This window comes from Halomonas huangheensis (genome assembly GCF_001431725.1).
Lineage (GTDB): Bacteria > Pseudomonadota > Gammaproteobacteria > Pseudomonadales > Halomonadaceae > Halomonas > Halomonas huangheensis.
Genome location: NZ_CP013106.1, coordinates 1,627,508 through 1,653,925, shown reverse-complemented (window position 1 = coordinate 1,653,925; position 26,418 = coordinate 1,627,508). Strand labels below are relative to the sequence as shown.

The 26,418-nt window shown below is 58.3% G+C and carries 30 protein-coding genes and 1 other RNA gene; 8 read left to right on the top strand and 23 right to left on the bottom strand.

Annotated features, from left to right (window positions below; all coding sequences use genetic code 11):
* Nucleotides 1-13: 13 nt before the first annotated feature.
* From AR456_RS07460 to rsmI, 5 genes are all read right to left on the bottom strand, one after another.
* Nucleotides 14-1,738: a peptidoglycan D,D-transpeptidase FtsI family protein gene (locus AR456_RS07460; RefSeq protein ID WP_021820758.1), complete on the bottom strand. Its 1,725-nt coding sequence runs from the start codon at nt 1,736-1,738 to the stop codon at nt 14-16.
* Nucleotides 1,735-2,058, bottom strand: coding sequence for a cell division protein FtsL (gene ftsL, locus AR456_RS07455; protein WP_021820757.1), 324 nt, complete (start codon nt 2,056-2,058; stop codon nt 1,735-1,737). The genes AR456_RS07460 and ftsL overlap by 4 nt, the downstream gene beginning before the upstream one ends.
* A gap of 9 nt (nt 2,059-2,067) precedes the next feature.
* Nucleotides 2,068-3,024: a 16S rRNA (cytosine(1402)-N(4))-methyltransferase RsmH gene (gene rsmH, locus AR456_RS07450; protein WP_021820756.1), complete on the bottom strand. Its 957-nt coding sequence runs from the start codon at nt 3,022-3,024 to the stop codon at nt 2,068-2,070.
* A 99-nt stretch (nt 3,025-3,123) separates the two neighbouring features.
* Nucleotides 3,124-3,492, bottom strand: an RNA gene (rnpB, locus tag AR456_RS20740) — RNase P RNA component class A.
* A gap of 33 nt (nt 3,493-3,525) precedes the next feature.
* Nucleotides 3,526-4,380: a 16S rRNA (cytidine(1402)-2'-O)-methyltransferase gene (gene rsmI / locus AR456_RS07445; RefSeq protein WP_031208717.1), complete on the bottom strand. Its 855-nt coding sequence runs from the start codon at nt 4,378-4,380 to the stop codon at nt 3,526-3,528.
* Nucleotides 4,381-4,426: 46 nt separating this feature from the next.
* Between rsmI and AR456_RS07440 the strand changes: the two genes are divergently transcribed.
* The 4 genes from AR456_RS07440 (at nt 4,427) to AR456_RS07425 (ending at nt 7,819) form a co-directional block, all read left to right on the top strand.
* Nucleotides 4,427-6,208 (top strand): penicillin-binding protein activator, encoded by a 1,782-nt coding sequence (locus AR456_RS07440; RefSeq protein ID WP_021820754.1) that lies wholly within the window; start codon nt 4,427-4,429, stop codon nt 6,206-6,208.
* Nucleotides 6,208-6,582 (top strand): YraN family protein, encoded by a 375-nt coding sequence (locus AR456_RS07435; protein ID WP_021820753.1) that lies wholly within the window; start codon nt 6,208-6,210, stop codon nt 6,580-6,582. The genes AR456_RS07440 and AR456_RS07435 overlap by 1 nt, the downstream gene beginning before the upstream one ends.
* Nucleotides 6,583-6,645: 63 nt before the next feature.
* Nucleotides 6,646-7,239 carry a phosphoheptose isomerase gene (locus tag AR456_RS07430; RefSeq protein WP_031208713.1) on the top strand — a complete coding sequence of 198 codons (594 nt, stop codon included), beginning with the start codon at nt 6,646-6,648 and terminating at the stop codon, nt 7,237-7,239.
* A 4-nt stretch (nt 7,240-7,243) separates the two neighbouring features.
* Nucleotides 7,244-7,819, top strand: a complete 576-nt coding sequence (locus AR456_RS07425; RefSeq protein WP_021820751.1) for a BON domain-containing protein — start codon at nt 7,244-7,246, stop codon at nt 7,817-7,819.
* A 117-nt stretch (nt 7,820-7,936) separates the two neighbouring features.
* Here AR456_RS07425 and AR456_RS07420 read toward each other — a convergent pair whose 3' ends face one another.
* From AR456_RS07420 to zapE, 8 genes are all read right to left on the bottom strand, one after another.
* Nucleotides 7,937-8,407 (bottom strand): ClpXP protease specificity-enhancing factor, encoded by a 471-nt coding sequence (locus AR456_RS07420; RefSeq protein ID WP_031208711.1) that lies wholly within the window; start codon nt 8,405-8,407, stop codon nt 7,937-7,939.
* An 80-nt stretch (nt 8,408-8,487) separates the two neighbouring features.
* Nucleotides 8,488-9,114: a stringent starvation protein SspA gene (gene sspA, locus AR456_RS07415; protein WP_021820749.1), complete on the bottom strand. Its 627-nt coding sequence runs from the start codon at nt 9,112-9,114 to the stop codon at nt 8,488-8,490.
* Nucleotides 9,115-9,288: 174 nt separating this feature from the next.
* On the bottom strand, nt 9,289-10,059 hold the full coding sequence (locus AR456_RS07410) for a cytochrome c1 (RefSeq protein ID WP_021820748.1): 771 nt from the start codon (nt 10,057-10,059) through the stop codon (nt 9,289-9,291).
* Nucleotides 10,056-11,318: a cytochrome b gene (locus AR456_RS07405; RefSeq protein WP_021820747.1), complete on the bottom strand. Its 1,263-nt coding sequence runs from the start codon at nt 11,316-11,318 to the stop codon at nt 10,056-10,058. Before AR456_RS07405 ends, AR456_RS07410 begins: the two co-directional genes overlap by 4 nt.
* A complete protein-coding gene (petA, locus tag AR456_RS07400) occupies nt 11,318-11,917 on the bottom strand; it encodes a ubiquinol-cytochrome c reductase iron-sulfur subunit (RefSeq protein ID WP_021820746.1) in 600 nt (199 codons plus the stop codon). Before petA ends, AR456_RS07405 begins: the two co-directional genes overlap by 1 nt.
* Nucleotides 11,918-12,191: 274 nt before the next feature.
* Nucleotides 12,192-12,581 (bottom strand): 30S ribosomal protein S9, encoded by a 390-nt coding sequence (gene rpsI / locus AR456_RS07395; RefSeq protein WP_021820745.1) that lies wholly within the window; start codon nt 12,579-12,581, stop codon nt 12,192-12,194.
* 13 nt (nt 12,582-12,594) lie between these two features.
* Nucleotides 12,595-13,023: a 50S ribosomal protein L13 gene (gene rplM, locus AR456_RS07390; RefSeq protein ID WP_031208709.1), complete on the bottom strand. Its 429-nt coding sequence runs from the start codon at nt 13,021-13,023 to the stop codon at nt 12,595-12,597.
* A gap of 225 nt (nt 13,024-13,248) precedes the next feature.
* Nucleotides 13,249-14,421: a cell division protein ZapE gene (gene zapE / locus AR456_RS07385; RefSeq protein ID WP_021820743.1), complete on the bottom strand. Its 1,173-nt coding sequence runs from the start codon at nt 14,419-14,421 to the stop codon at nt 13,249-13,251.
* Between the two features lie 381 nt (nt 14,422-14,802).
* On the opposite strand from zapE, the gene AR456_RS07380 reads away from it, so the two are divergent.
* The gene (locus tag AR456_RS07380; protein ID WP_021820742.1) at nt 14,803-15,258 is read left to right on the top strand and encodes a Z-ring associated ZapG family protein; all 456 of its coding nucleotides are present in this window, start codon (nt 14,803-14,805) and stop codon (nt 15,256-15,258) included.
* Nucleotides 15,259-15,345: 87 nt separating this feature from the next.
* On the opposite strand, the gene AR456_RS07375 is transcribed toward AR456_RS07380, so the two are convergent.
* Entirely contained in the window at nt 15,346-16,104 is a 759-nt protein-coding gene (locus AR456_RS07375) for a Nif3-like dinuclear metal center hexameric protein (protein ID WP_021820741.1), read from the bottom strand.
* 130 nt (nt 16,105-16,234) lie between these two features.
* Here AR456_RS07375 and AR456_RS07370 point away from each other — a divergent pair, with 130 nt between their 5' ends.
* Complete coding sequence (locus tag AR456_RS07370) at nt 16,235-17,482, top strand: Do family serine endopeptidase (RefSeq protein WP_031208705.1); 1,248 nt, start codon at nt 16,235-16,237, stop codon at nt 17,480-17,482.
* A gap of 111 nt (nt 17,483-17,593) precedes the next feature.
* On the opposite strand, the gene hisD is transcribed toward AR456_RS07370, so the two are convergent.
* From hisD to AR456_RS07325, 9 genes are all read right to left on the bottom strand, one after another.
* Nucleotides 17,594-18,904: a histidinol dehydrogenase gene (gene hisD, locus AR456_RS07365; RefSeq protein ID WP_021820739.1), complete on the bottom strand. Its 1,311-nt coding sequence runs from the start codon at nt 18,902-18,904 to the stop codon at nt 17,594-17,596.
* A 39-nt stretch (nt 18,905-18,943) separates the two neighbouring features.
* Complete coding sequence (gene hisG, locus AR456_RS07360; RefSeq protein WP_021820738.1) at nt 18,944-19,594, bottom strand: ATP phosphoribosyltransferase; 651 nt, start codon at nt 19,592-19,594, stop codon at nt 18,944-18,946.
* An 89-nt stretch (nt 19,595-19,683) separates the two neighbouring features.
* A complete protein-coding gene (gene murA, locus AR456_RS07355) occupies nt 19,684-20,946 on the bottom strand; it encodes a UDP-N-acetylglucosamine 1-carboxyvinyltransferase (RefSeq protein ID WP_021820737.1) in 1,263 nt (420 codons plus the stop codon).
* Nucleotides 20,947-20,957: 11 nt separating this feature from the next.
* Nucleotides 20,958-21,212, bottom strand: a complete 255-nt coding sequence (locus AR456_RS07350; protein WP_021820736.1) for a BolA family protein — start codon at nt 21,210-21,212, stop codon at nt 20,958-20,960.
* Nucleotides 21,213-21,373: 161 nt separating this feature from the next.
* A complete protein-coding gene (locus AR456_RS07345) occupies nt 21,374-21,703 on the bottom strand; it encodes an STAS domain-containing protein (protein WP_021820735.1) in 330 nt (109 codons plus the stop codon).
* A complete protein-coding gene (locus tag AR456_RS07340; RefSeq protein ID WP_021820734.1) occupies nt 21,700-22,353 on the bottom strand; it encodes an MlaC/ttg2D family ABC transporter substrate-binding protein in 654 nt (217 codons plus the stop codon). Before AR456_RS07340 ends, AR456_RS07345 begins: the two co-directional genes overlap by 4 nt.
* A 30-nt stretch (nt 22,354-22,383) precedes the next feature.
* The gene (gene mlaD, locus AR456_RS07335; RefSeq protein ID WP_021820733.1) at nt 22,384-22,848 is read right to left on the bottom strand and encodes an outer membrane lipid asymmetry maintenance protein MlaD; all 465 of its coding nucleotides are present in this window, start codon (nt 22,846-22,848) and stop codon (nt 22,384-22,386) included.
* A gap of 16 nt (nt 22,849-22,864) precedes the next feature.
* On the bottom strand, nt 22,865-23,647 hold the full coding sequence (mlaE, locus tag AR456_RS07330; RefSeq protein ID WP_021820732.1) for a lipid asymmetry maintenance ABC transporter permease subunit MlaE: 783 nt from the start codon (nt 23,645-23,647) through the stop codon (nt 22,865-22,867).
* The gene (locus tag AR456_RS07325) at nt 23,644-24,456 is read right to left on the bottom strand and encodes an ABC transporter ATP-binding protein (RefSeq protein WP_021820731.1); all 813 of its coding nucleotides are present in this window, start codon (nt 24,454-24,456) and stop codon (nt 23,644-23,646) included. Before AR456_RS07325 ends, mlaE begins: the two co-directional genes overlap by 4 nt.
* A gap of 375 nt (nt 24,457-24,831) precedes the next feature.
* Between AR456_RS07325 and AR456_RS07320 the strand changes: the two genes are divergently transcribed.
* Nucleotides 24,832-25,833, top strand: a complete 1,002-nt coding sequence (locus tag AR456_RS07320) for a KpsF/GutQ family sugar-phosphate isomerase (RefSeq protein WP_021820730.1) — start codon at nt 24,832-24,834, stop codon at nt 25,831-25,833.
* A 33-nt stretch (nt 25,834-25,866) separates the two neighbouring features.
* Nucleotides 25,867-26,415, top strand: a complete 549-nt coding sequence (locus AR456_RS07315; RefSeq protein WP_021820729.1) for a KdsC family phosphatase — start codon at nt 25,867-25,869, stop codon at nt 26,413-26,415.
* Nucleotides 26,416-26,418: the final 3 nt, after the last annotated feature.

Genomic DNA, 26,418 nt, shown 5'->3' with positions numbered 1-26,418 from the left:
GTTGGCGAAAGCATCAATGCCCCTCATCACCAGCGGGCTGGTCCGGCGGCACATCCAGAATACGCAGGGCGCTACCGGCAATACGCGAGAATACCGGAGCAGCAATGGCACCGCCGTAATAGGCATCACCACGCGGATGATCAATCATTACCACCGTGATGATACGCGGATCGGAGACCGGCGTGATGCCGACAAACAATCCTCGATAGGCGTTCTGCGCATAGCCGGCATCGCCGATCTTGCGCACGGTACCGGTCTTGCCCGCTACGGTATAGCCTGGCACCTCAGCGCGACGCGCACCGGTGCCCGGCTCAACCACCTCATCCATCATCGCCAACACGCGGTCAGCCACATCCGGGCGAATGACCTGCTGTCCTTGAGGCGGTTGATTGAGGCGCAGCAACGAAGTCGGCATCCGCTCGCCGTGATTGGCAATCGCAGTGTAGGCACTGGCCAGTTGCAAGGCTGACACCGACAGGCCGTAGCCATAGGACAATGCGGCCCACTGACTGCTCGACCAGACCTGCGGGGAAGGTACCTCGCCAACCGCCTCGCCGGGGAAACCTGTCCCCGGTGCCTGACCGAAGCCCAGCTCACGATAGCGCTGCGGCACGAGGGGCTCATCCAGCTGCAGTGTCAGCTTGGCCATGCCGATATTGGACGATTTACGCAGGATGCCGGCCAGCGTCAATTGACCGTTGTTGGAGACATCGCGAATGGTATAGCTGTCGATACGCATCCAACCCGGAGACGTATCCACGACGGTACCGGGAGGAAAGCGCCCCGTCTCGAGCAGCGCCGACATCGCCAGCGGTTTGATTACCGACCCCGGCTCGAAGACATCGACCATCGCCTGATTACGCAGCCCCGCAGGATCGAGACCGGCGCGGTTATTGGGGTTGTAGGACGGCTGGTTAGCCATCGCCAACACCTCACCGGTGCGAGCGTCCATCATTACCACCGTGCCGCCGTCAGCATCATTCTCGTCCACCGCCACCTTGAGCTCACGGTAAGCGATGTATTGCAGGCGCTGATCAATGGACAGTACCAGGTCGCCACCAGGCTGCGCTTCCTGAACCACTTCCAGATCACGCACCAGACGACCACGGCGATCCTTGATCACGCGGCGCTTGCCCGGCTGTCCTGCCAACCAGGACTGATAGGCCAGTTCCAGGCCTTCCTGCCCCTGGTCATCAACGTTGGTCACGCCAAGCAGCTGAGCCACAACTTCACCCGCCGGGTAATAACGCTTGTACTCTTCTCGAGCATGCACCCCAGGTACACGCAGATCGAGAATCTCCTGAGCAGCTTCCGGCGTCATCCGCCTACGCAGGTACATGAATTCATGATCACTGTATTTCTCGATACGGCTCTTGAGCTGACCAAGATCCTGACCAAGCGCCTGAGCCAGCAATACCAGTTGCACATCATCCTCAGGCAAATCCTGGGGGTTGGCCCATACCGTGACTACGGGAGTCGATACCGCCAACGGGTCACCATGGCGATCGGTAATCATGCCGCGATGCGCGGGAATCGGGTCGGTACGCAGAATACGTGCATTGCCCTGCACCTGCAGGAAGTTGCGATCGATGACATGCAGGTCGACGATACGGCCAGCCAATAGTCCCATGGCTATCAGCACCAGCAACAACATCACCACATAACGTACCTTGCCCATGGGATCCATGGGTGGCGGGCGGCGCGGCGTCACGCCGCCACGTGTCTGCTCACGACTCATGGCGCAATGACCTCGATATCGTGAATATCCGGCAGATGCATTTCCAGGCGTTCGATTGCCAGGCGTTCGATACGCGACGGCGCCGACCAGGCGCTTTCCTCGAGCAGCAATTGCCCCCACTCGGTCTGCAACTGCTGCTGTTCACGCTCCAGTTGCTGAAGCTGGGCGTACTGAACGCGAGTCTGGTGGCTAACGCTGATCACTGCCAGCGCCGTCACGAGGCAGGCACTCAGTAGTGCCAGCACCAGCAGCAGACGTGGAGCAAAGGTCTTTTTGAGCGGCCATCCAAAGGCATTGATATCCAGCCGTCCTTGAGCCATGGAATTTCCTCAATAACGCTTGCGGGCCATGCGCATTACCGCACTGCGTGCTCGCGGATTATCGGCGACCTCCGCGTCACTGGCGCGCATCGCCTTACCGAGCGGCTCGAGCCGACGCTGCAACTGATCATCCCGGAGCGGAATGCCTCTCGGCACATTGGTATCGCCACGTACATGGTCGCGAATGAAGCGCTTGACCCGGCGGTCTTCCAACGAATGGAAGCTGATGACCACGAGGCGCCCGCCTGGAGCCAACGCCTCCAGCGCTGCATCAAGCGCCGCGTCAAGCTGATCAAGTTCGCCGTTGATCTCGATACGAATCGCCTGAAATACCCGGGTTGCAGGATGCTTGCCCTTCTCCCAGGCGGGATGGGCGGCCTTGACCACAGCAGCAAGGTCCGCAGTACGCGTGAAAGGTTGCTCGGCGCGACGCTCGATGATGGCTCGTGAGAGGCGGCGCGCATAACGCTCCTCTCCATGACGCTTGAAAACCGACGCCATCTCGGCTTCGCCGACGCGGGCCAGCCACTGTGCGGCACTTTCCCCTTGACTGGGGTCCATACGCATATCCAGTGGGCCGTCGCGCAGAAAGCTGAAGCCACGCTCTGCATCGTCCAGTTGGGGAGAAGAAACACCGATGTCCAGCAGAACACCGGACAACTGACCGTGCACGCCCTGCTCGCGAGCGACCTCTGCCAGACGAGCGAATTCAGCACGGATAATGGAAAAGCGAGCGTCATCAATGCGTTGCGCTTCGGCAATCGCCTCAGGGTCGCGGTCCAGCGCAATCAGACGCCCTTGCGGGGCAAGTTGCGACAGAATGGCGCGCGAATGGCCACCGCGACCGAAGGTGCCATCCAGATAACAGCCACTGGCATCGTGGATCAGAGTATCCACGGCACCGTCGAGCAAGACACTGGTATGAGCATGGCCGCGCACGGAGCTTTCTGAAGAAGGTGACGGCATAACAATCTCATTCGACGGACGACAATCGGACGCCCTCTGCGCCGTCTGCTCTGGCCTGTCGGCCATCAGACTCAGCGCAACGCGCGTCCGTATGAAAAAAGGGGGAGTCGGCCGATAAGCCGGGTTCTGTCGTGGACAGTCATTCCTCTAGAGCCAACGTCACCATTGGCTTCAAGCAACCTACCCGAACCCAGCGCGGGCCACGCCATGGGGTTCCTATTTGGTCTTGCTCCGAGTGGGGTTTACCGTGCCACGCACTGTTGCCAGGCGCGCGGTGCGCTCTTACCGCACCCTTTCACCCTTACCGGCCTCCCGAAGGATGCTTAGGCGGTCTACTCTCTGCTGCACTTTCCGTCGACTCACGCCGCCCAGGCGTTACCTGGCACTCTGCCCTATGGAGCCCGGACTTTCCTCCCCCACCAGCGCTCCCGAAAGAACCCTGGCAGCGGCGACTGTCTGGCCAACTCCCGCCGGCAAGCATACCAGTGCCCCGCAGCCCCCTCAATCCCCGTCCTTCAGCGCCTGAGCCCTGGCGTACCATGTTTTTCTCCCGCCACCCAGCACACGGGCCGCTACCGCAGCACTCTGCTTGACCCCAGCACCCTCGGCGAGCAGCGCCGCCAGCAGAGCGTTTGCGTCGATTTCGGAGGCCGATTCCGCGACCTGCGGAGCCCCTTCGACCATGATCACAAACTCACCTCGTGCCTGATCGGGGTCCGCCGACATCAGTTCCAGAAGAGTATTGGCATCGCCATCGAGAAACGTCTCGAAGGTCTTGGTCAACTCACGCCCCAGAACCACACGACGCTTCCCGAACAATGTGGCAATATCGGTCAACGTATCGCGAATACGGTGTGGAGACTCATAGAACACCAACGTCTCCGGCACCTTGATCCACTGCTCCAGGTCGCCACGGCGTGCGCTCCCCTTCGCCGGCAAGAAACCATGAAAGGTAAAACGATCCGTAGGCAGTCCAGCAGCGCAGAGCGCCGTGATCAGCGCACAGGCACCCGGTACGGGCACGATACGAAAGCCAGCAGCCCGCAACTCTCGAACCAACACATACCCGGGGTCACTGATCAATGGGGTTCCAGCGTCACTGATAAGCGCTATGTCATCTCCTGCTTCCAGATGCCTGACCAACTGCGCAACTCGAGCCCCCTCATTATGGTCATGCAAGGACACCATTTTTGGTGCTATACCGAGATGACGCATCAGACGTGCACTGTGACGTGTGTCTTCCGCTGCCACCAGCTTCACCTTTGCAAGCACCTTTGTAGCTCTGATACTGAGATCGTCCAGATTCCCAATCGGCGTTGCGACCACGTACAATGACCCTACATTCGTGTCTGGCATTCTGGCTCCCAGGGCTGCTATCCGTATCCAGGACAAGGAAGAATTGATGATGATTTCGACCCGCGGCCCGATGGCCGCCGCGCTGATCGCAATTTCACTGGCGGGGTGTAGTTTCACCCCGAGCATTGTACAACAGGCGTTCGACGGCGACCCTGATCAACTGCTGGCCCAGGCAGAACAGCAGCAACCCACCGAGGCAGCACAGACACGCCTGCATGCGGCAGACATTCTGGCACGCTCGGGACGCCGCCCCCAGGCCCTGGAAGTAGCCAACAATCTCGATGACAGTCTGTTGCAGGGCGATGACCGTCGCGAATGGGCGATGCTGCTGTCGGAACTGGGCGATAGTGAAGGTGATCCTCGAGCAGTACTGCGCGCAGCCGAAGTACTCGATGATATGCAGTTCCCCAGCGACGAGGCCAACTTACTGCGCCTGCGTCAGGGACTTGCATTGGGTCAAACCGGCAAGCCCCAGCAAGCGGCACAGTTATTGATGCAGGTTCAGAGTGACACCGGTCGCGAAGATATCAACGATGCCATCTGGGAACAGCTTTCCGTCCTGAATGCACGCCAGGCCAATGCCCTGGCACAACCGGACAATTCAATTGTTACCGGCTGGCTGGAACTTGCCACTCTCGTTCGCGATAGCGGAGGCGACATACAGCGCTTGTTCAACCAGCTTGATGACTGGCGGGTCAACTACTCCGACCACCCTGCCAACCGCCGCATGCCAAGCCAGATTACCGGATTGCGAGATCTGGAAGGTCAGCATGTCGAGAACATCGCCGTCATGCTGCCGGAATCCGGCCCACTGGCCGATGTTGCTGATGCTATCGAGCGCGGCATTCGCACTCATCAGGACAATCAGACTGGCGGCCCCCAACTGACCTTCATCGACTCCTCTAGCGGCAATATCGACATGCTCTATCAGCAAGCTCAGAGCAACGGCGCTCAGGTCGTAGTCGGCCCGCTCGACAAGGCAGTGGTGACTCAGCTGGAGAATCGCGCCAACGTACCCATTCCAACTCTGGCTCTGAACTATGGCGAAGGCGCCAGCAACAACACCGAGGGACTATTCGAATATGGTCTCTCCGCCGAAGATGAAGCGCGTCAGGCTGCCGATCGCGCCTGGCAGGATGGTCATCGCACCGCCTCGATGCTGGTCCCCAACAATGGTTGGGGACAGCGTGTCGGCGAAGCCTTCTGGAACGAGTGGCGCTCACTGGGCGGCAACACTGCCAATGCTGTGCGCTACAACCCCGGCGCACCAGCCACGGAAAGCACTCGTCGGGCTATCGCCGACCCACGCCCGGACATGCTGTTCCTGCTGGCATTGCCGGAGTATGCCCGCCAGGTCAAACCCACTCTGGAGTACTATTCGGCCAGCGACCTGCCGGTCTATGCTACTTCACACTTGTATGAGGGCCGCCCCCAGCCACGCCTCGACGCTGATCTGAACGGCGTGCAGTTCCTCGATATCCCATGGCAGATCCCGGACGCAGCCGTAGGCGGTGCCGACGCACTGCCGTTCCACGCCAGCTACCAGGAACTCCGCGAGGAAGGCAACCCCGCCCTGTTCCGCCTGATGGCCATGGGTGTCGACGCCTACGAACTGGCGCGTCGCATCCCTCAGTTCGAAGCTCTTCCCCAAACCCAGATGCAGGGCGCCACCGGGATGCTCGGCAACGATGCCGGGCGCATCTATCGCGAGCTTCCCTGGGCAGTGTTCTCGAACGGCGTTCCAGCGCCAATCCTGATCGGCCAATCCTTGACGGACGCGGATGACGAAGCAGGATCTTCCGACAACGAAGAAAATACCCAACCCTGATGCTCAATCCGCGCGCGATATTCTCTCGCCACCGCGGCGCGCTGATTGAGCGCGCCGCTGGCGAGTGGCTCTGTCAGCGCGGACTGGCGATTGTCGAGCGTAATGTACAGATCCGCGGCGGCGAGCTGGATCTGGTGATGCGCGACGGTGAGATACTGGTCTTCGTCGAGGTGCGCCACCGTTCTGATTCACGCTTTGGCTCCCCCGCAGAGACCATCACCCAAACCAAGCAGCGTCGCCTGATCAAAGCGGCGCGTTTTTATCTTCATCGCAACGGGCTATCATGTCCTTGCCGCTTCGACGTACTGGCGGTCACCGGCGCTCCGCCTGACCTTGAATACCAATGGCTGAAAAATGCCATCGAAGCGAACTGAATACACCGGAAACACTCCAATCCTCTGAAAGGCATGTGTTTCCCCATGGACCAGGACGGCAGCATGGATTTCCAGAGTCGAATTCTCGGACACTTCAACGACAGCATCGACACCAAGACCTATGCCAGCGAAGTGCTTCCCCCATTCATTGAGGTGGCAAGCCAGATGATGGTCCAGTGTCTTGTCAACGAGGGCAAGATTCTTGCTTGCGGCAATGGCGGCAGCGCCGGTGACAGCCAGCACTTCTCCTCGGAGCTACTTAACCGCTTCGAGCGAGAACGCCCGAGCCTACCAGCCCTGGCATTGACTACCGACACCTCGACATTGACGTCAATTGCCAATGACTACAGCTACAACGAAGTCTTTTCGAAGCAGATTCGTGCGCTCGGCCAACCAGGCGATATCCTGCTGGCGATCTCCACCAGCGGTAACTCAGGCAATGTCATCCAGGCCATTCAAGCGGCACATGATCGCGACATGACTGTAGTTGCCCTGACCGGCCGCGACGGTGGCAATATGGCCTCACTGCTGGGCCAGGATGATTGTGAGATTCGCGTCCCCGCGACCTCCACTGCCCGGATCCAGGAAGTTCACCTATTGGCGATCCACTGTCTCTGCGACCTGATCGATGAACAACTTTTCGGGACGAGTGAGTAACCCTATGAATCAACGTTCACTTGGCGCCATTCTGGCGCTGTCTGTTGTGCTGCTTGGCGGCTGCTCGGCAGTCACGTCTGTAACCAATCCAGGCACGATCGACGAAGATTACCATGAGCGCACCATCGGCATGGAAGTCGAGGACGGGAACATCGAAAACAAGGCCAAGCACAACATGGGCCGCGTCGATGCTCGACTCAATGACTCCCGAATCAATGTCGACAGCTACAACGGTGTAGTACTGCTGACCGGCCAGGTCCCCAGCGAGGAATTGCGCACGAGTGCTGAGGATATCACCTCTCAAGTACGCAATGTGCGACGCGTCCATAACGAGCTGACGATCTCCGGCAACCTACCGGGCAGCCGCGTCATGCAGGATGCCTGGCTGACTACCAAGGTCAACACCGTGCTGGCCACCAGCAATGAAATCAACTCCAGCCATATAAAAGTGGTTACCGAGAACGCCACCGTCTACCTGATGGGCATGGTCAGCCACGCCGAAGGCGAGCAAGCCGTCCAGATCGCAGCAAGTGCAGGAGGCATGGAGCGCATCGTCAAGGTATTCGATTACATCGACTGAGACCACGCCAGCCAAACTCCTGGCTAACGAGAATAACGCAAGAAGGCAGGCCAAAATGGCCTGCCTTCTTGCGTTATCCACCCAACCACATCATCGAAATAACGCGTCAGCAGTGGTTCACTTGATGACGCGCAACGATGGACGCCCTTTCTTGCGTGGAGGATGCTCATTCTCATCCGCCTCAGAGGTCACCAGTTCGTCATCGTTTTCGGTATCCACGACTTCCAATGACACCGACTCATCATTCTCGGCACCTTCCGCCTCATCAGAAGGCAGTACCGGCTCGTGGCCGAACACCATCCCGACACCATTCTCTCGCGCATAAAGCGCGATCAGTGCCGACATCGGTACGAACAGGTTTTCCGACTTGCCACTGAAACGAGCAGAAAAGCGGATCTGCTCATTGTCCATGTGCAAGTCACGCACCGCCGTCGGACCCAGGTTAAGCACAATCTGCCCGTTCTGAACGAATTGGCGCGGTACTTCCACCAACTCCTGCTCAGCGTCGACGACGATATAAGGGGTCAGTTCGTTGTCCAGCAACCACTCGTAGAGGGCCCTGGCCAGGTAGGGGCGACTAGACTTCATGAATCGGCTCTCTCGATTGGCATGGAAGAAAATCACGCCGGATGCCATGTGCCAGCAACCGGCATGCAGAGGGCTATCCGTCAGATACGCATCTCGCGTTCAGCCTCTGACAAAGCGGCCTTGAAACCTTCGCGAGCAAACACACGCTCCATGTAGTTGAGCAGCGGGCGCACCTGCTTCTCCGGCAACTCGATACCCAGCGCTGGCAAGCGCCAGAGGACCGGTGCCAGACAGCAATCGACCAGCGTAAACTCCTCACTCATGAAGAACGGCATGTCCTCGAAAATCGGCGAGATGCCAATCAGACTCTCACGCAGTTCCTTGCGCGCCTTGTCGGCTTCCTTCTTGCTGCCTGCCTGAATGCGCTCGACCATCGGGCACCACTCCCGCTCGATGCGATGCATCCACAGACGGCTCTGGGCGCGCGCCACAGGATAAACCGGCAACAACGGAGGATGCGGGAAGCGCTCATCCAGATATTCCATCATGACCTTGGATTCATAAAGCACCAGATCACGATCAAGCAGCGTGGGAACACTGTTGTAAGGATTCAGATCCGCCAGCTCCTCGGGGTGGCTATCCTCACCAACCTCAACGATATCGACGGCAACTCCCTTCTCGGCCAACACAATCCGCACACGATGACTGTAATGATCATCGCCACCGGAGTAGAAGATCATCGACGACCGCTTGGCCACTACACCCATGAAACAATCCTCGCATCAGTTCAAGCCGGGATGATAACACGACAGACCGACCTTTGGGGCCTCCCGACGGCATGCCCTCCAGCCTCCGGGCACACAACCGGAAACCGAATGATACCCGCATAAAGCAAAAGGCGCATGGCTTCGCAACCATGCGCCCGGCCTACCTTGGCTCTGTCAGTGAACGTCGCGCCAATACTCACGCTTGAGAAGATAGGCAATGACTCCAAAGATGAAGATAAAGATCAACACCTTGGGCGCTAGTGCTTGAGCCTGAAGCCTGGATGGCTCACCTACGTAAGCGAGGAAGTTGGTCAGGTCGTAGACAGCCTCCTCGAACTCGGCAGGCTCCATCTCGCCAGGCGAGACAAGCTCCAGACTGTCGCAGGATTGGTGCTTGCCACTCAAGGAATCCACCTGTGCATTTCCCTTGCCTTCATTCTCGGCAGTACAAACCTTCTCCTGCACCCCCTGCAGCGACTCCAGCACATTGGGCATACCCACCGCCGGGAACACCAGATTATTGGTGCCTGTGGGGCGCTCCGCGTCGCGATAAAAGCTCAGCAGATACGTATAGATCCAATCGGTCCCACGCAAACGTGACTCGAGAGTCAGATCGGGTGGCGACTGACCAAACCAGGTTGCCGCGTCTTCATCCGACATCGCCTTGTGCATCTGGTCATTGAATCCCAACTCCGGCGAAAAGATCAGGTTGTCGACCACCAGATCCTCAGGCATCGCCAGGTCTTCAGCTGCACGGGAAAAGCGTTGGTATTCCAGAGAATGACAGCCCATGCAGTAATTGACATAGAGCTGCATGCCCCGCTGCAGAGATGGCTGGTCGGAGAGGTTCGGTGACATATGCTGGAGATGTACTTCCTCCCCACCCGCAGCGAAAGAGCCTATGGGTACCAGCGCAAAGAGCAGTGCGAACAGTTGCTTTTTCATGAGCCAGTCACCCTTTCCGGAACGGGTTTAGTCTTCTCCAGACGCGTATATATCGGCATCAGCAGGAAGTAGGCGAAATAGATCACCGCACAGACCTGAGCGACCAGCGTGCGCGAAGCAGTGGGAGGCAACACCCCCAACACACCCAGCGTCACGAAACTGATCGCAAGCAGCGCCAACATTACCTTGGAGATCCAGCCTTTATAGCGGATCGAACGAACCGGCGAACGGTCCAGCCACGGCAGCACGAACAACAAGCCGATGGCAGCTCCCATGAAGACCACGCCGAGAAACTTCGCATCGAGCCCAAAGACACTGAAGGTGATAGCCCGCAGAATCGCGTAGAACGGCGTGAAGTACCACACAGGAGCAATATGATCCGGCGTCTTGAGCTGATTGGCCGGCTCGAAATTGGGCGTCTCGAGGAAGTAACCTCCCCCCTCAGGGAAATAGAAGATGACCACACAGAATACAAACAGGAAGACTGCCACCCCGACGATATCCTTCACCGTGTAATAGGGATGGAACGGTATACCATCAATCGGCTTCCCAGCCTCATCCTTGCGGTCCTTGATCTCGATGCCGTCGGGATTGTTGGAGCCCACCTCGTGCAATGCAATGATATGCAGCACCACCAGTGCCAGGATCACGATCGGCAAGGCAACAACGTGCAGCGCAAAGAAGCGGTTGAGAGTAATACCCGATATCAGGTAATCCCCCCGCACCCACTCGGCCAGTCCCGGCCCGATCCCCGGAATTGCCGAGAACAGTGAAATGATGACTTGCGCCCCCCAGTAGGACATCTGCCCCCAGGGCAACAGATAGCCCATGAAAGCCTCAGCCATCAGCGCAAGGTAAATGGCCATGCCGAAGATCCACACCAGCTCGCGCGGCGCCTTGTAGGAGCCATACAGCAAGCCGCGGAACATATGCAGATAGACGACCACGAAGAACGCCGAGGCGCCGGTGGAATGCATGTAGCGAATCAACCAGCCGTACTCGACATCGCGCATGATGTACTCGACGGACGCGAAGGCACCCTCGGCACTGGGGTTGAAGCTCATGGTCAACCAAACACCGGTCAGAATCTGGTTGACCAGTACCAGCAATGCCAGAGAGCCGAAGAAGTACCAGAAATTGAAGTTCTTCGGCGCGTAATACTCTGACAGGTGATCCCGCCACAGCTGTGTCGCCGGAAAACGATCATCGACCCACCGCATCAGACCGCGCTCGGCCTTTGCCTTGTTCGGATTAGCCATTATGCGCTCTCCCCGTCTTCACCGATCACGATCACCGTGTCACTGATGAAATGGTACGGCGGCACTTCCAGGTTGGTCGGCGCCGGCACATTACGGAAGACCCTTCCAGCAAGGTCAAAGCGTGAGCCATGACAAGGACAGAAGAAGCCACCTGGCCAGTCTTCTGCACCGACATCCTGCGCATTGGGCTCAGGTTTGTAGAGAGGAGAGCAACCCAGGTGGGTACAGATTCCGACCAGCACTCCGATCTCAGGGCGAATGGAGCGCAACGGCCCTGTCACATATTCCGGCTGCTGCGGCCTTTCGGATTCCGGGTCCGCAAGGATATCTGCGGTGAGGTCCTCGGTACGTTCGATCATCTCCGGAGTTCGGTTGACCAACCACACCGGACGGCCACGCCACTCGACGGTCATCCGCTGCCCCGCCTCAAGCTTGGAAATGTCCGCCTGGACGGGTGCCCCAGCTGCTCGGGCCCTGGCGCTCGGCTGCCAGGAAGCTACGAAGGGTATCGCCACCCCGACGGCACCAACCGCTCCCAGAACGGAGGTCGCGCCCACGAGGAAACGGCGCCGCCCCTTGTTCACGCCGCTATCTGCCATGATCTGATTTCTCCCATCAAGCCTTTCCGTTGTTGTTGTTGCACGGTCCCTCGACATTGCTGAAAGACGGAGACAAGTGGTTTCAATGTTAAGAAATACCCAACATTGGCACAAGGATAGCGCCTGACAGCAGGCTACGCACAATCGCCAGCGCGTTGAAGCAGAACAACTTCCATCAAGTGAAGCAAGACCAATGTCGACCAGGGCGCTCCCCGGAAACGACAATGCCCGGGCCATTGGCCCGGGCATTGAAGATCGACAAGCGGTGAGAGTATCAGCGCTTGGAGAACTGCGGACGACGACGCGCCTTGCGCAGACCGACCTTCTTACGCTCGACTTCACGAGCATCACGAGTGACGTAACCAGCGGCACGCAGCGGCTGGCGGAAGTCTTCATTGTATTGCATCAGGGCACGAGTGATGCCGTGACGAATAGCACCCGCCTGGGCACTACCACCACCACCCTGGACAGTGACATAAACGTCGAACTGCTCAAGAGTGTCGGTCAGTTCGAGAGGCTGACGAACCACCATACGACCAGTCACGCGGCCGAAGTATTCGTTCAGCTCACGGCTGTTGACAGTGATCTTGCCGGTGCCCGGCTTGAGGAAGACGCGCGCGGTAGAGGTCTTGCGGCGCCCGGTACCGTAATACTGCTGTGTCATGGCGAAGATTCCCTCAGATGTTCAGTTCTTGCGGCTGCTGCGCAGTGTGCGGATGTTCGGTGCCGGCATAGACCTTCAGCTTGGAGTGCATGGCACGACCCAGCGGGCCCTTCGGCAGCATGCCCTTGACGGCGCCTTCGATAACACGCTCGGGAGCATGGTCGATGAGCTGATTGAAGCTCATGGAACGCAGGCCGCCCGGATAACCGGTGTGACGGTAGTACATCTTGTCGCTGGACTTGTTGCCAGTGACCTTTACCTTCTCGGCATTGATGACGACGATGTAATCGCCGGTATCAACGTGAGGAGTGTACTCAGGCTTGTGCTTGCCGCGCAGGCGACGAGCAATTTCAGTGGCCAGACGACCGAGCGTCTTGTCCGCGGCATCGACAATATACCAGTCGCGCTGGACGGACTGCGGCTTAGCAGTGAACGTCTTCATGGATGAAATCACCAATTCGATGTATTGGATCCTGCCGTCGGCAGCTACAAGCCTTGCCGACATGGGATCATCCCTATTTTTCTTGGTTGCGCCCCATCAGCCCGGGAGCCGACATTCGGACGCAACGGTCGAGCGAGCGCGCATTCTACATGACGTGAAAAAACAATACCACCCATTCAGCTACGAGCCTCAAGCACGCTTCATTCGTACTCGTAGCTCACACCATCATGGCTTATGCGGGAGCGAGAGGTATTCCCTCGATTGCATCTCCTGCAGACGCGACAATGTGCGCTGATACTCAAACTCCAGTTTGCCACCGCTATACAGTTCTTCCGCTGGAACTTCCGCGGACATCAGCAACTTGACACCACGATCATAGAATTCATCGACCATATTGATGAAGCGACGTGCTTGATCATCGGTGGCGCCGCTCATACGCTTCACGCCTGAAACCAACACCGTGTGGTATTCACGAGCCAGTTCAATATAGTCGTTCTGGCTACGCGGCCCATCGCAGAGTTCAAGGAAGTCAAACCACACCACGTCCTCATGCAGACGCTCGGCACTGAGGACACGATGATTGACCTCGATCGGCACATTGCGCTCGCCCTCATGACCCGCCACTTCCCGAAAGCTGCGTTCCAGCTCCCGGTCAGCCTCGTCATCAAGCGGCGAATGGAATATCTCGGCTCTCTCCAGCGCCCGTAGACGATAATCCACTCCGGAGTCGACATTGACCACCTCGCAGTGACGTTTGAGCAGGTCAATCGCCGGCAGAAAGCGCGCCCGCTGCAACCCATCACGATACAGGTCGTCCGGCACGATATTCGATGTCGCTACCAGCACTACACCACGCTCGAACAACGCTTCGAGCAGATTGGCAAGAATCATGGCATCGGTGATGTCCTTGACGAAGAACTCGTCGAAACAGATCACCCGAGCCTCGTCTGCGAACTTGCCGGCAATCAGCTTCAGCGGGTCTTTCTCGCCCTTGCAATGCGTCAACTCATTGTGCACACGCTGCATGAACCGGTGAAAGTGAGTTCGCATCTTGTGTGGAAACGGCAGGCTCTCATAAAAGGTATCGACCAGGTAGGTCTTTCCGCGACCGACACCTCCCCAGAAATACAGTCCTGAAATGGCAGGAATCTCAGGCTCCTTCATTTCATCACGACGCCCCAACCAGCCCTTGACCCTGGATGTCCAGCCACCAGCCACAGTGCTCGTCGGCCGCGTATCCGGCGTTTTCAACAACTGATCATACAACCGCTGCAGGTGCTCAACAGCATTGGCCTGTGCAGAGTCCGGGGTGAAGTTGTCGCGCTGGAGATCGCGGCGATAACGCTCCAGAGGCGTCTCCGCGCGAGGCTGACTCGGCGCTTGTGAGGTCGCAGACATGAATCGTCCTGATAGGGAAGCAACTAACGAAAGCGCCGATTATACGCATATCCATCGCGCCCGACAGCGCGAGATATTGTGCCGAGAAGCGCCTGGGGCACATCCCATTTCATGGAAACCGCGCAAGTCGTTGCTTATCCAGTTTGACGCCTGATTGGCGATAGCCTCTATAATGGAGCGCGCCGTTGGACAGATACTGAATACGTGAATGAACAGTGTTGGTGGTCATACCTACTTCCCCAACGCTCGGCTGTGGGTTGTGGTAATTTGCCTACATCATTCGCTACAGCGCCCGCTCAACGCAGCGCTGAGTGCCAGGTTAATAGACACCGGGGCTCGCTATTTCTATCGAGCCGCCTCGATGTGCTCAGGGAGATACTAGTGGAAGCAAGCAATATCAACGTGATGCTGGCCGTGGCCTGCCTCGTGGCCGGCACAGGCATAGGTGCACTGGGCTATCACCTGCTCAACTCTGGCGCACGCAGCGCACAGCGCCTGCGCCTCAAACTCACCGAGCGTGAACGCCAGCTGAGCGAATGGAAATCCGGTGTCGATGACCATCTACAGCAGATGAGCGACAAGGTCGAGCGCCTGGTCGAGGACAGCCAGAGTCTTCAGCAGCAACTTGAGGAATCCGTGCGCCAACTCGGCAGTAACGTTGTCGCCACCGGCATGCAGACACCTACAACACCCGCCCCCCCAAATACCGAGGCCGAAGACGGTGTCAGCGCTCCCCGTGACTACGCAGACGGCAACCGCGGCACTCTGTCCGAGGATTTTGGCCTGCGTCAGCAACGCGATGAGCAGCAGGAACAACTCGCCGCACCGCGCTATTGAACCCTGCCGCCACATACCCGTAACGACAGTTCGTCACGGATATGTGGCAGCAGGCATGGTGGTATATCCGATATCTCTCTGCTGCGATCAAGCTGGATTATCGATATCGACAAAGCGATGCTCGACGCCAAACTGCTCCTTGAGCCACTCACCAAGCGCCTGAACGCCGTAGCGTTCGGTAGCATGATGGCCTGCGGCAAGATAATGGATGCCCATCTCGCGCGCGATATGCGTCGTCCGCTCGGATATCTCCCCGGAAATGAAAGCATCCATCCCGGCATCCGCTGCGGCACCAATCATGTCCTGAGCCCCTCCGGTACACCAGGCCACGCGTGATATCGGCCCACCTCCCGGCGCCTCGATCAACAATGGCTGACGCGCCAGTTTCTCACCAACATGATCACTGAACATCGAAGCCTCCATCGGCTCCGGAAGATGCCCATGCCACAGCAATCCTTCCCCCAACGGCGCATCCAAAGCCCCCACCACCTCCAGTCCGAGACGCTGCGCCAGGCAGGCATTGTTGCCAATACTCGGGTGAGCATCCAACGGTAAATGGTAAGCCACCAGATTAATATCATGCTGCAGCAACGTGGCAATCCGCTGGCGTTTCATGCCTGTGATTGCGACCGGCTCGTTTTTCCAGAAGTAGCCGTGGTGCACCAACACCATGTCCGCCTGCCAGGCCACGGCCTCATTCAGCAGCGCCTGATTCGCGGTCACACCGCTCAGCACGCGGGTCACCGAGGGGCGGCCCTGCACCTGCAGGCCATTTTCGGTGTAATCCTTGAAGCTACGCGAGCCCAGCAATGCATCACAGGCAAAAATCAGTTCATTGCGCTCCATGGTCTTCACCTCTTTTGAGTACCAACATCGCGACCCGCAAAAGGCCAGCAATGCTACAATGCTCGCCATTGTACGCGGCGCTCTGGTACGCCGCGACCGCAAGCCGCCCTCGCGAACAGGACCTCGCCGCATGCGACGCACTCTCTTGCCATATCTCTGGCCGATCATTATTGGCGTGCTGCTCGCCATCGTTCTGATCAATGCATTTCCTGAACGACTTGGTCGACTATCACCACAGCCGCCCCCGGCGATCATCGAGCCGCAACCACCCGGTGCGACCAATGCCAATGCTCAGACCGAAGAGTCCCCCCAGCGTCCAGCTCCAGACATCAAGGAAGCGGAACCCCTGGATCGCCAGGAGGGCCCGGTGAGTTACTCTGAAGCCGTGGAGCGCGCCGCTCCCGCCGTGGTCAATATCTATTCCTCAAGAGTCATCGAACGCGATACTCATCCGTTGATGTCCGACCCATTCTTCCGCCAGTTCTTCGGCAATGATGCCCCTTCCCGTCAACGCATGCTGTCCAGCCTCGGCTCGGGAGTCATCATCAGCCACGACGGTTATGTGCTGACCAATCACCATGTCATCAGCGGCGCCGATGAAATCCAGGTCGCCCTACGCGATGGCCGTGAAACCCTGGCTCAAGTGATTGGCACAGACCCTGAAAGCGACCTTGCCGTACTGAAGATTGATCTTGAAGACCTGCCGGTAATCGAATTGACCGATTCTCGCCAGGTGGCGGTAGGCGATGTATCGCTAGCCATCGGCAACCCGTTCGGCGTTGGCCAGACGGTCACCATGGGCATCATCAGTGCCACTGGTCGTAGCCACCTTGGACTCAACGCCTATGAGGACTTCATTCAGACAGATGCCGCAATCAACCCCGGCAACTCCGGTGGTGCCCTGATCAACCCGGAAGGCGCCCTGGTCGGCATCAACACGGCCATCTTCTCGCGCTCCGGTGGCTCTCAGGGCATTGGCTTCGCCATCCCTGCAAACCTGGCGCGCAACATTCTCGAACAACTGGTGGCACACGGTCGCGTCATTCGTGGCTGGCTAGGCATCGAGGCCCAGGAGCTCAACCAGGAACTGGCGACCTCCTTTGGTCTCAAGGTACCAGCTGGCGTGATCATTGCTGGCGTCATCTCCGGCGGCCCGGCAGACCAGGCAGGACTTGAACCGGGCGACGTGCTGCTGGAGGTCGATGGCAGCGCAGTTATCGACCCTCGCCGCACCATGAGCGATATCGCTGCGGTAGATCCCGGAACCACACTGAATGTCACAGTGGCTCGCAACGGCAAACCACAACGGGTGGAACTGGTTGTCGGCGAGCGCCCCACTCCAAGCAGCCAGGAAACGCAGCAACCAGAGGCCGAATAACCCCCTCTTCTACTCATGACCCGGTACTGATGAAAGACCCCCGCTTACCTTTCGGTAAACGGGGGTCTTGCGTTGCAGAGAGACCACCATACGAAGTTACCGACGGTGGTATCAGTCGCGCATGCGATACTCCGCAGAACGCGCATGAGCAGTAAGCGACTCACCACGCGCCAGCACCGAGGCGGTCTTACCCAACTGCGATGCACTCTCGGCCGTACAATGGATAATCGACGAGCGCTTCTGGAAATCATAGACCCCCAGCGGCGAGGAAAAACGTGCCGTACCTGACGTCGGCAGAACGTGGTTGGGGCCCGCGCAGTAGTCTCCCAGCGCCTCGGACGTATAACGACCCATGAAGATGGCGCCGGCATGACGAACCATTGGCAATAATTCTTCGGGATTGCCCACCGACAGCTCAAGATGCTCGGGGGCAATGCGGTTGACCAGCTCGATAGCCTCAGCCTGATCACGACAGGCGATCAGCGCGCCCCGCGCTGCAATCGAGGCTCGTGCGATGGGTTCACGCTCGAGCGTCGGCAACAATCGCTGCATGGCATCCTGCACCGCGTCGAGGTGCGCCTCATCCCAACTAACCAGAATGGCTTGAGCATCTTCGTCATGCTCTGCCTGGGAGAACAGGTCCATGGCCAACCAGTCCGGGTCGGTACTGCCATCAGAGACGACAAGAATCTCCGAAGGACCTGCAATCATATCGATACCCACCTGCCCAAATACAGCCCGCTTGGCTGTGGCCACGAAGATATTGCCCGGCCCGACGATCTTGTCTACGCGTGGCACGCTCTCAGTACCGTACGCCATGGCTGCCACCGCTTGAGCACCACCGATGGTGAACACACGCTCGACACCTGCGACATGGGCTGCAGCCAATACCAGGTCATTGATGACACCACCCGGAGTCGGCACCGTCATCACGATCTCGCCTACTCCTGCGACATGAGCCGGCAACGCATTCATCAGCACCGAGGACGGGTAGGCAGCCTTGCCCCCCGGCACATAGATACCCGCGCGATCCAGCGGTGTGACCTGTTGGCCGAGCACGGTGCCATCTGCCTCGGCATACTGCCAGGAGGTCGGCTTCTGCCGCTGGTGATACTCACGCACGCGCTGTGCGGCGACTTCCAGCGCCTCACGTTGCTGTGAGTCGATTCGTTCGAATGCTTCGGCAAGGCGCTGGCTGCCCAACGACAGCTCTGCCATGGAGCCAGCATCCAGGCGATCAAAGCGTCGCGTATATTCCAGCAACGCCGCATCGCCCTGCTGACGCACAGCGGCAATGATCTCGTCGACACTATGCTGAACACGCGTATCCGAAACACTCTCCCAGGCCAGCAGAGCGTCGAGACGCTCCTCGAAATCAGCATCAGCGCTCGACAGACGAGCGACCTCGAATTCTGTGCTCATGTCAGGATCACCCCTGTTGTTTTTCCACTGACGTACGGTTCAACTCTCGGCCATGCGACGTGATGCAACCGCATCACTTAAACGCTGGAGCAGCGGCTTGAGCTGGTCATGCTTCATGGTCATCGCAGCCTGGTTGACGACCAATCGAGTGCTGATATGGCCAATCAACTCACGCGGCTCCATACCATTGGCCCGCAAAGTGTTGCCGGTATCGACAATATCGACGATCTCGTCAGCAAGATTCATCAATGGCGCCAATTCCATGGCGCCATACAGCTTGATGACTTCGGCTTGAATGCCTTGTTCGGCGTAATAGCGGCGCGCGACATTAACGAACTTGGTCGCCACCCGGCGCCGTGCCAGTGCCGGCTGACTGCCAGTAATACCAGCGGTCATCAGCTTGCAGTAGGCAATTTCCAGATCCAGAGGTTCATAAAGCCCTTCTGCACCATGCTCGAGTAGCACATCCTTACCGGCCACCCCGAGATCCGCGGCACCCAGCTGAACATAGGTCGGTACGTCAGTCGCTCGGATCACCACCAGCTTGACATTGGGAAGGTTGGTATCGAACAACAACTTACGGCTGCTGCCAAGATCTTCGGCGGGGTGAATGCCAGCATCGGCCAGTAGCGGCAGCGTTTCGTCAAGAATGCGCCCTTTCGACAACGCCAGTATCAATTGCTTGTTCATGGTCTCGCCTGATTGTCGAGTCACCGCCCGGGCCTGGGGTGCCCGAGCGGGGTGTCTATTTCGGTGGAGAACCTGGTGGCCAGCAGAATCTAGCCCGGTATACGCTTGATGCGCGCTCCGAGAAGTTGCAGTTTCTCCTCGATACACTCGTAACCACGATCGATGTGATAGATGCGATCAACAAGAGTTTCGCCTTCCGCCATCATCGCCGCCACTACTAGAGATGCAGACGCTCGCAGGTCGGTCGCCATGACCGGTGCACCAGACAAGCACTCGACACCGGTAATGACCGCCGTATTGCCTTCCAGGGCAATGTTGGCGCCCATACGATTGAGCTCTTGAACGTGCATGAAGCGGTTCTCGAAGATGGTCTCCACCACCCGCCCCGTACCTTCTGCCACCGCATTCATTGCCACGAACTGGGCCTGCATATCGGTGGGAAACGCTGGGTATGGCGCAGTGCGGATATTGACCGCCCTGGGACGACGCCCTTCCATATCGAGCTCGATCCAGTCATCACCAGAGGTGATCTTCGCTCCAGCCTCCTCGAGCTTGGCCAGCACTGCCTCGAGAATATCGGCACGCGTACGACGCACGCGCACCCGACCACGACTCAGGGCACCGGCAATCAGGAACGTGCCCGTCTCGATACGGTCCGGCATCACATCATGCTCAGCACCATGCAGGCGCTCGACACCATGAATGGTGATGGTGTCAGTACCGTGACCACGAATATCGGCACCCATCTTGATCAGGCACTCGGCGAGATCAACAACTTCTGGTTCGCGTGCGGCATTCTCAAGCACCGTAACGCCGTCGGCCAGAGTTGCCGCCATCAACAGGTTTTCGGTACCCGTGACCGTCACCGTATCGAGGAAAATCGTGGCACCTTTCAAACGACCATCGGTGCGCGCACGAATGTAGCCACCCTCGACACGAATATCGGCGCCCATCGCCTCGAGTCCACGAATATGCAGGTCCACAGGACGTGAGCCAATGGCACAACCGCCGGGCAATGAGACATCTGCCTTGCCGAAGTGCGCCAGCAGCGGCCCCAACACCAGAATCGAAGCACGCATCTTCTTTACCAGTTCATAGGGCGCGTGGCAGTCATTGACCTGAGCGCCATTGAGCTGGATACACATCTTCTCGCCCATCACCGCCTGCACGCCCATATGACCGAGCAGCTCCAGTGTGGTGGTGATGTCCTGCAGGTGCGGCAGATTGCCGATGGTAACGGGCTCTTCAGAAAGCAGCGTGGCACACAGAATCGGCAATGCCGCATTCTTGGCACCACTTGCCCAGACTTCGCCCTCAGCCGGCCCGTTACCGGTGATCATCAACTTGTCCATGCGACTTACCGTCAGGCCTCCGAGTTCTCGGCCGCAGCCTGCCATTGGGCAGGCGTATAGGTCTTGATGCTGATGGCGTGTAGAGCACCAGAGGCGATTTCTTCGGACAACGCCGCGTAGATGACCTGCTGGCGTTTGACTGGGCCAAGGTCGGCGAACATCTCGCCTACGGCGACGACCTGAAAATTACAGCCTTCGCCCTGAATGTGGAATTCACAGCCATCGACGCGGCTTTCGAGCAGCGCCTTGACGTCACTGGGTTGCATGCAACCGCTCTCCTCAAGGTTTTCATGGGGCGCCGCCAATAGCAGCGCGCAGTAATGACATTGGGGCCATATGGTAAAGAAAACCGTGGAAGATAGCGATTGCCAAGCAAGATCGACACGCTCGCTCACCTGGCAGATAACAGGACAAGGGCGAATGCGGATCAGGAAGGCGTTGGCGCGACCAGTGCTTCCAGTCCGGATAGGCTTGTGAGCTGAGCCAGCACAGAAGACAGGCGAACCTCACTCAACACCAGGCCAGCGTGGCGAAGCGCGCGCTGCCATTCGAGCATCATACTCAGAGCAGCGCTGGAAACTTCTTCGACGCCCTCCAGATCGAGCACTATCGCTTCGCCCCTTGAGCGGGAACGCAACCAGTCACAGCCAGCTTCGGCCATGGTGGCAGCGCCTTCGAACCCCACCCTGCCTGTGATGCGCAGGGTGCTACCTTCAGCACAAAGACGCGCATGACCGAGGGTCATCAGTTCCTTCATGAACCACCGCGCTCCAGTTCTTCTGCTCCCACGTCCGGCGACCAGTTATTGATCACTGAGTCATAATCCCGGTTGTGCTGACGCATACTCTGGTCGAACTGATTACGGAAGGTCAGCCCCAGGTTGATACCATTGACGATGACATTGACCACTTTCCACTGCCCACCATCCTGACGCAGGGTATAGCTGACCGGATAGACCGTTCCATCGGTACCAACGATTTCCATTGCCACACTGGACTGATCCTCATAACGTCCAGCGGATTGGTTATCGAGCACTCTGATCTCGCGGTAGTCGAAGGTAATCAGCCCCTTGGCGTAGGTATCAAGCAGGGTTTGCTTGAACACATTCACAAAGCGCGTGCGTTGTTCCGGCGTGGCATTACTGAAATAACGCCCCATCACACTGGCACCAATATAACGAAAGTCCGCCACATCACTGAGGCTCTCGTCGACAACCCGATTGAGCTCCTGGGGGTTGCTGCTGAAATAGCTTTTACGCCCCTCGATCTGGCCCATCAGCTCAGTAATGCTGCTACGGATCATTTCCTCCGGGGACTGCTGAGCCATGACTGGCAGGCTCATCAGTACCAGCAGAGTCATGGCCAGCCACTGACCGAACCGAACATGAACAGGCTTGGCGATTGTCATGGGATTCTCCTTGTTCGCTTCGTGAGCGACTTACTCATTGACCATATTGGATACGAACTGCTGAATCAGCTCTTCCAGCACCAGCGCTGACTGAGTATCGCGGACGGTAGCGCCATCCTCGAGGGTTTCTGGCGAGCCTCCCACCGATAGGCCGATGTACTGTTCTCCCAGCAGCCCCGACGTCAGAATGGCTGCCGTGCTGTCATCGGGCAGCTTACCGAGCAGATCATTATCCAGCGACATCACGACCTGGGCATCGTACCACTCGGTGTCAAGATCAATACTATCAACCCGCCCCACAGTGACACCCGCCATGGTCACCCGAGCGCGAGGCTTCAGCCCACCGATATTGGCGAAGTTGGCCTTCAGCTGGAACGTATCATCAGCTCTGGTAAGGTCCAGACCGCTGACCTTCAGCCCCAGGAAAATCAGCCCCAGAATGCCAGCCAGCATGAACAGGCCCACACCAAACTCCATCGTCTTGCTGCGCTTCATCACAGTCTCCGCACAATCAGGAAAGTCCACCGAACATCACGGCGGTAAGCACAAAATCCAGGCCCAGCACGGCCAGGGACGAATAGACCACCGTACGCGTGGTGGCGCGGGAAATGCCTTCCGAGGTGGGAATCAGGTCATAGCCCTGGAAAACCGCGATCCAGGTGATCACCAGGGCAAATACCAGACTCTTGACGAGGCCATTACCGATATCATCAATAAAACCAACACTTTCCTGCATATTGCCCCAGTACGAGCCTTCGAAAACACCCAACCATTCGACACCCACCAGGTGGCCACCCCAAACACCGACCACGCTGAAGCCAATGGTCAACAGAGGCAGCGAGACGAAACCCGCCCACAGCCGCGGCGCGACAATGCGGCGTAACGGATCGACACCAATCATTTCCATACTGCTCAACTGCTCGGTGGCCTTCATCAACCCAATCTCTGCCGTCAGTGCCGAACCGGCACGCCCGGCAAACAGCAGCGCCGCCACCACAGGGGCCAATTCACGCAGCAAGGACAGCGAGACCATCTGGCCCAATGCCTGCTCTGCCCCGAAGCCCACAAGAATGGTATAGCCCTGCAGCGCCAGCACCATGCCGATGAACAGCCCTGATACCAGCACGATCGCCAGTGACATGACTCCGACCATGTGCATCTGTGCCAACCACAGTCCCACCCCCTCTCGGGACGGACGTGCGAACATCGATTGCATCAGGAAGATACCCGCCCGCCCCAGTGACTCGAGCAGATCGCACCCACGACGCCCGATCAAGGTAATCCATTCGATCATTGCGCCTCTCCGCTACTGAGGATGTCGTCGATGAAATCACCCGCCTGATAGTGGAAAGGCACAGGACCATCGGGTTCACCATGAATGAACTGCCGGACACGCGGATCCTGAACACTTTCAAGAGTCGCTGGAGTGCCATGCGCCATCACCCGTCCATCGGCAACGACATAGACATAATCGGCTATCGTCAGGGTTTCACGGATATCGTGGGAGACCACCACAGAAGTCAGCCCCAGCGCCTGGTTGAGCCGCTTTATCAGCTGCACCAGCACGCCCATGGAAATCGGGTCCTGGCCAACAAAAGGCTCGTCGTACAGAATCAACTCAGGGTCAAGCGCCACCGCACGCGCCAGAGCAACTCGGCGAGTCATGCCTCCGGACAGCTCCGATGGCATCAGATCTCTGGCGCCACGCAAGCCCACCGCCTCAAGCTTCATCAGCACCACATCACGAACCATGCTCTCAGGCAGGTCGGTATGTACTCGCAAGGGAAAGGCGACGTTCTCGAAAACGCTCAAATCAGAGAACAATGCCCCACTTTGAAACAGCATCCCCATTCGCCGACGCAACTTGAAGAGCGACTTACGCGACAAGGCATGCACGTCCTTGCCATCAATCACCACACGCCCGGCATCGGGGGCAAGCTGTCCGCCGATCAACTTGAGCAACGTCGTCTTGCCGGTGCCACTCGGCCCCATGATTGCGGTAATGGCGCCACGAGGGATGGACAGGTCAACACCACGAAAGATCTCACGACCTCCGCGGGAGAAGCATAGATTCTCAACCTCCACCAAGGGGGGAGCCATCATCGCAAGCCCTATCGTTGTTCAGCCTGATGCTATTTGAATAGGCCGAAAATCGGATTATGAGCCGGAGATCGGAACAAAACTCGATACACCGGGTTATCGAACATCGTATCTTAACTCATTGGCGGTATGCCAGTGCCGTACCGCGCAGCTTGCGCCCCAGACGTTCTGCAGGTTCAATTAGCGGTCCTTCTCATCCTTGATCGAGTTCGGAAAATCGCACGTCATGTCCAGCATCGCAAATGCTCACGCATTCACTTCCACTGTACAGATGACGATACTCCGGACCTCTCGAGGCCAGACACACCCTTTCAGGCTCTGGCACGGATAGTGCCTCAGCCCTTGTGGGATTCAACACAAACGGCAACAATCAAGTCCATGAATGACCACTCCAGCACTACACCAGCCATCGACGCTGCTGCACTGCGCGACAGCGCTCGACGTACGCTCGGCCTGGAACGCGATGCCATTGACGCATTGATCGCACACCTCAATGCCGACTTCGCTCGCGCCTGCGAGCTGATTCTCGACTGTCGTGGACGCGTGGTGGTCACCGGCATGGGCAAATCCGGCCATATCGGCAGCAAGATAGCCGCCACGCTAGCCAGCACCGGCACTCCGGCATTTTTTGTCCATCCGGGGGAAGCCAGTCACGGTGATCTCGGCATGATCACTCCCGGTGATATCGTTCTCGCACTGTCAAATTCCGGTGAAACCGCCGAGGTCACCGCCCTGCTACCACTGCTCAAGCGCATGGGCACACCCTTGATCAGCATGACCGGACGTCCGGCTTCAATGCTGGCACGCCATGCAGATGCCCACCTCTATGCTGGCGTCGAGCGCGAAGCCTGCCCCCTCGACCTGGCGCCGACCTCCTCCACGACTGCGGCCCTGGCGCTGGGTGATGCTCTGGCTGTCGCTCTACTCGAAGCGCGTGGATTTACCGCGGAAGACTTCGCCCGGTCCCATCCCGGCGGCAGTCTTGGCAAACGCCTGTTACTCACCGTCGGCGACCTGATGCATACCGGCAAGCGACTGCCTCGAGTGCAGGAAGGCTGCCCCTTGCGTGACGCCCTACTCGAGATCACTCGTCAGGGGCTCGGCTTCACCTGCGTCATTGCCAGTGATGGTACTCTTGCTGGGGTCTATACCGACGGTGATCTACGCCGGACTCTGGATCGTTACCAGGACTTCACCAACCTGAGCGTCGATGACGTCATGACACGTCCAGGCCTGCGTATCCAGGCCGACATTCTGGCCGCGGAGGCCGTGCGTATCATGGAAGACAACCGCATTACTGCGCTGGCAGTGGTCGATAACGATAGTCGCCCGGTCGGTGCACTGCATATGCACGACCTATTGGCTGCCGGTGTAATCTGACCCCCGGCTCGGTTTGCTACAAGGATTCAGTCAATGCCACAAGATAACCTCTCTGCTCTGTCCGACAAGCTGCGTCGTGTGCGCCTTCTGGCGCTGGACGTGGATGGTGTCATGACGGATGGCAGCCTGTATTTCCAGGCGGATGGCCAGGAAACCAAGGTCTTCAATACCCTGGATGGTCATGGCCTGAAATTGCTCAAGCGCGCCGGCATCGCGGTGGCAGTGATCACCGGCCGCAGCTCACCCATGGTCAGCATGCGCACTAGTGCTCTGGGCATCGAACATGTCCAGCAAGGCGTCGAACGCAAGCTGCCTGCACTCAAGCAACTCTGCGAGCAGCTGGGTATTGACCTCGACCAGGTCGCCTATTGTGGTGACGACCTGCCGGACCTGCCCTGCATTCGCTACGCAGGAGTCGGCATCAGCGTACCTGGCGCCCCGGCATATATCCGTGAACAGGCGGATTGGGTCACCGAATCAGCGGGCGGCCACGGCGCGGTACGCGAAATCTGCGACCAGCTACTGGTGAGTCAGGGGCACTGGCAGAGTGTGCTGGACACTTATCTCCACATGGGACAATAAGTC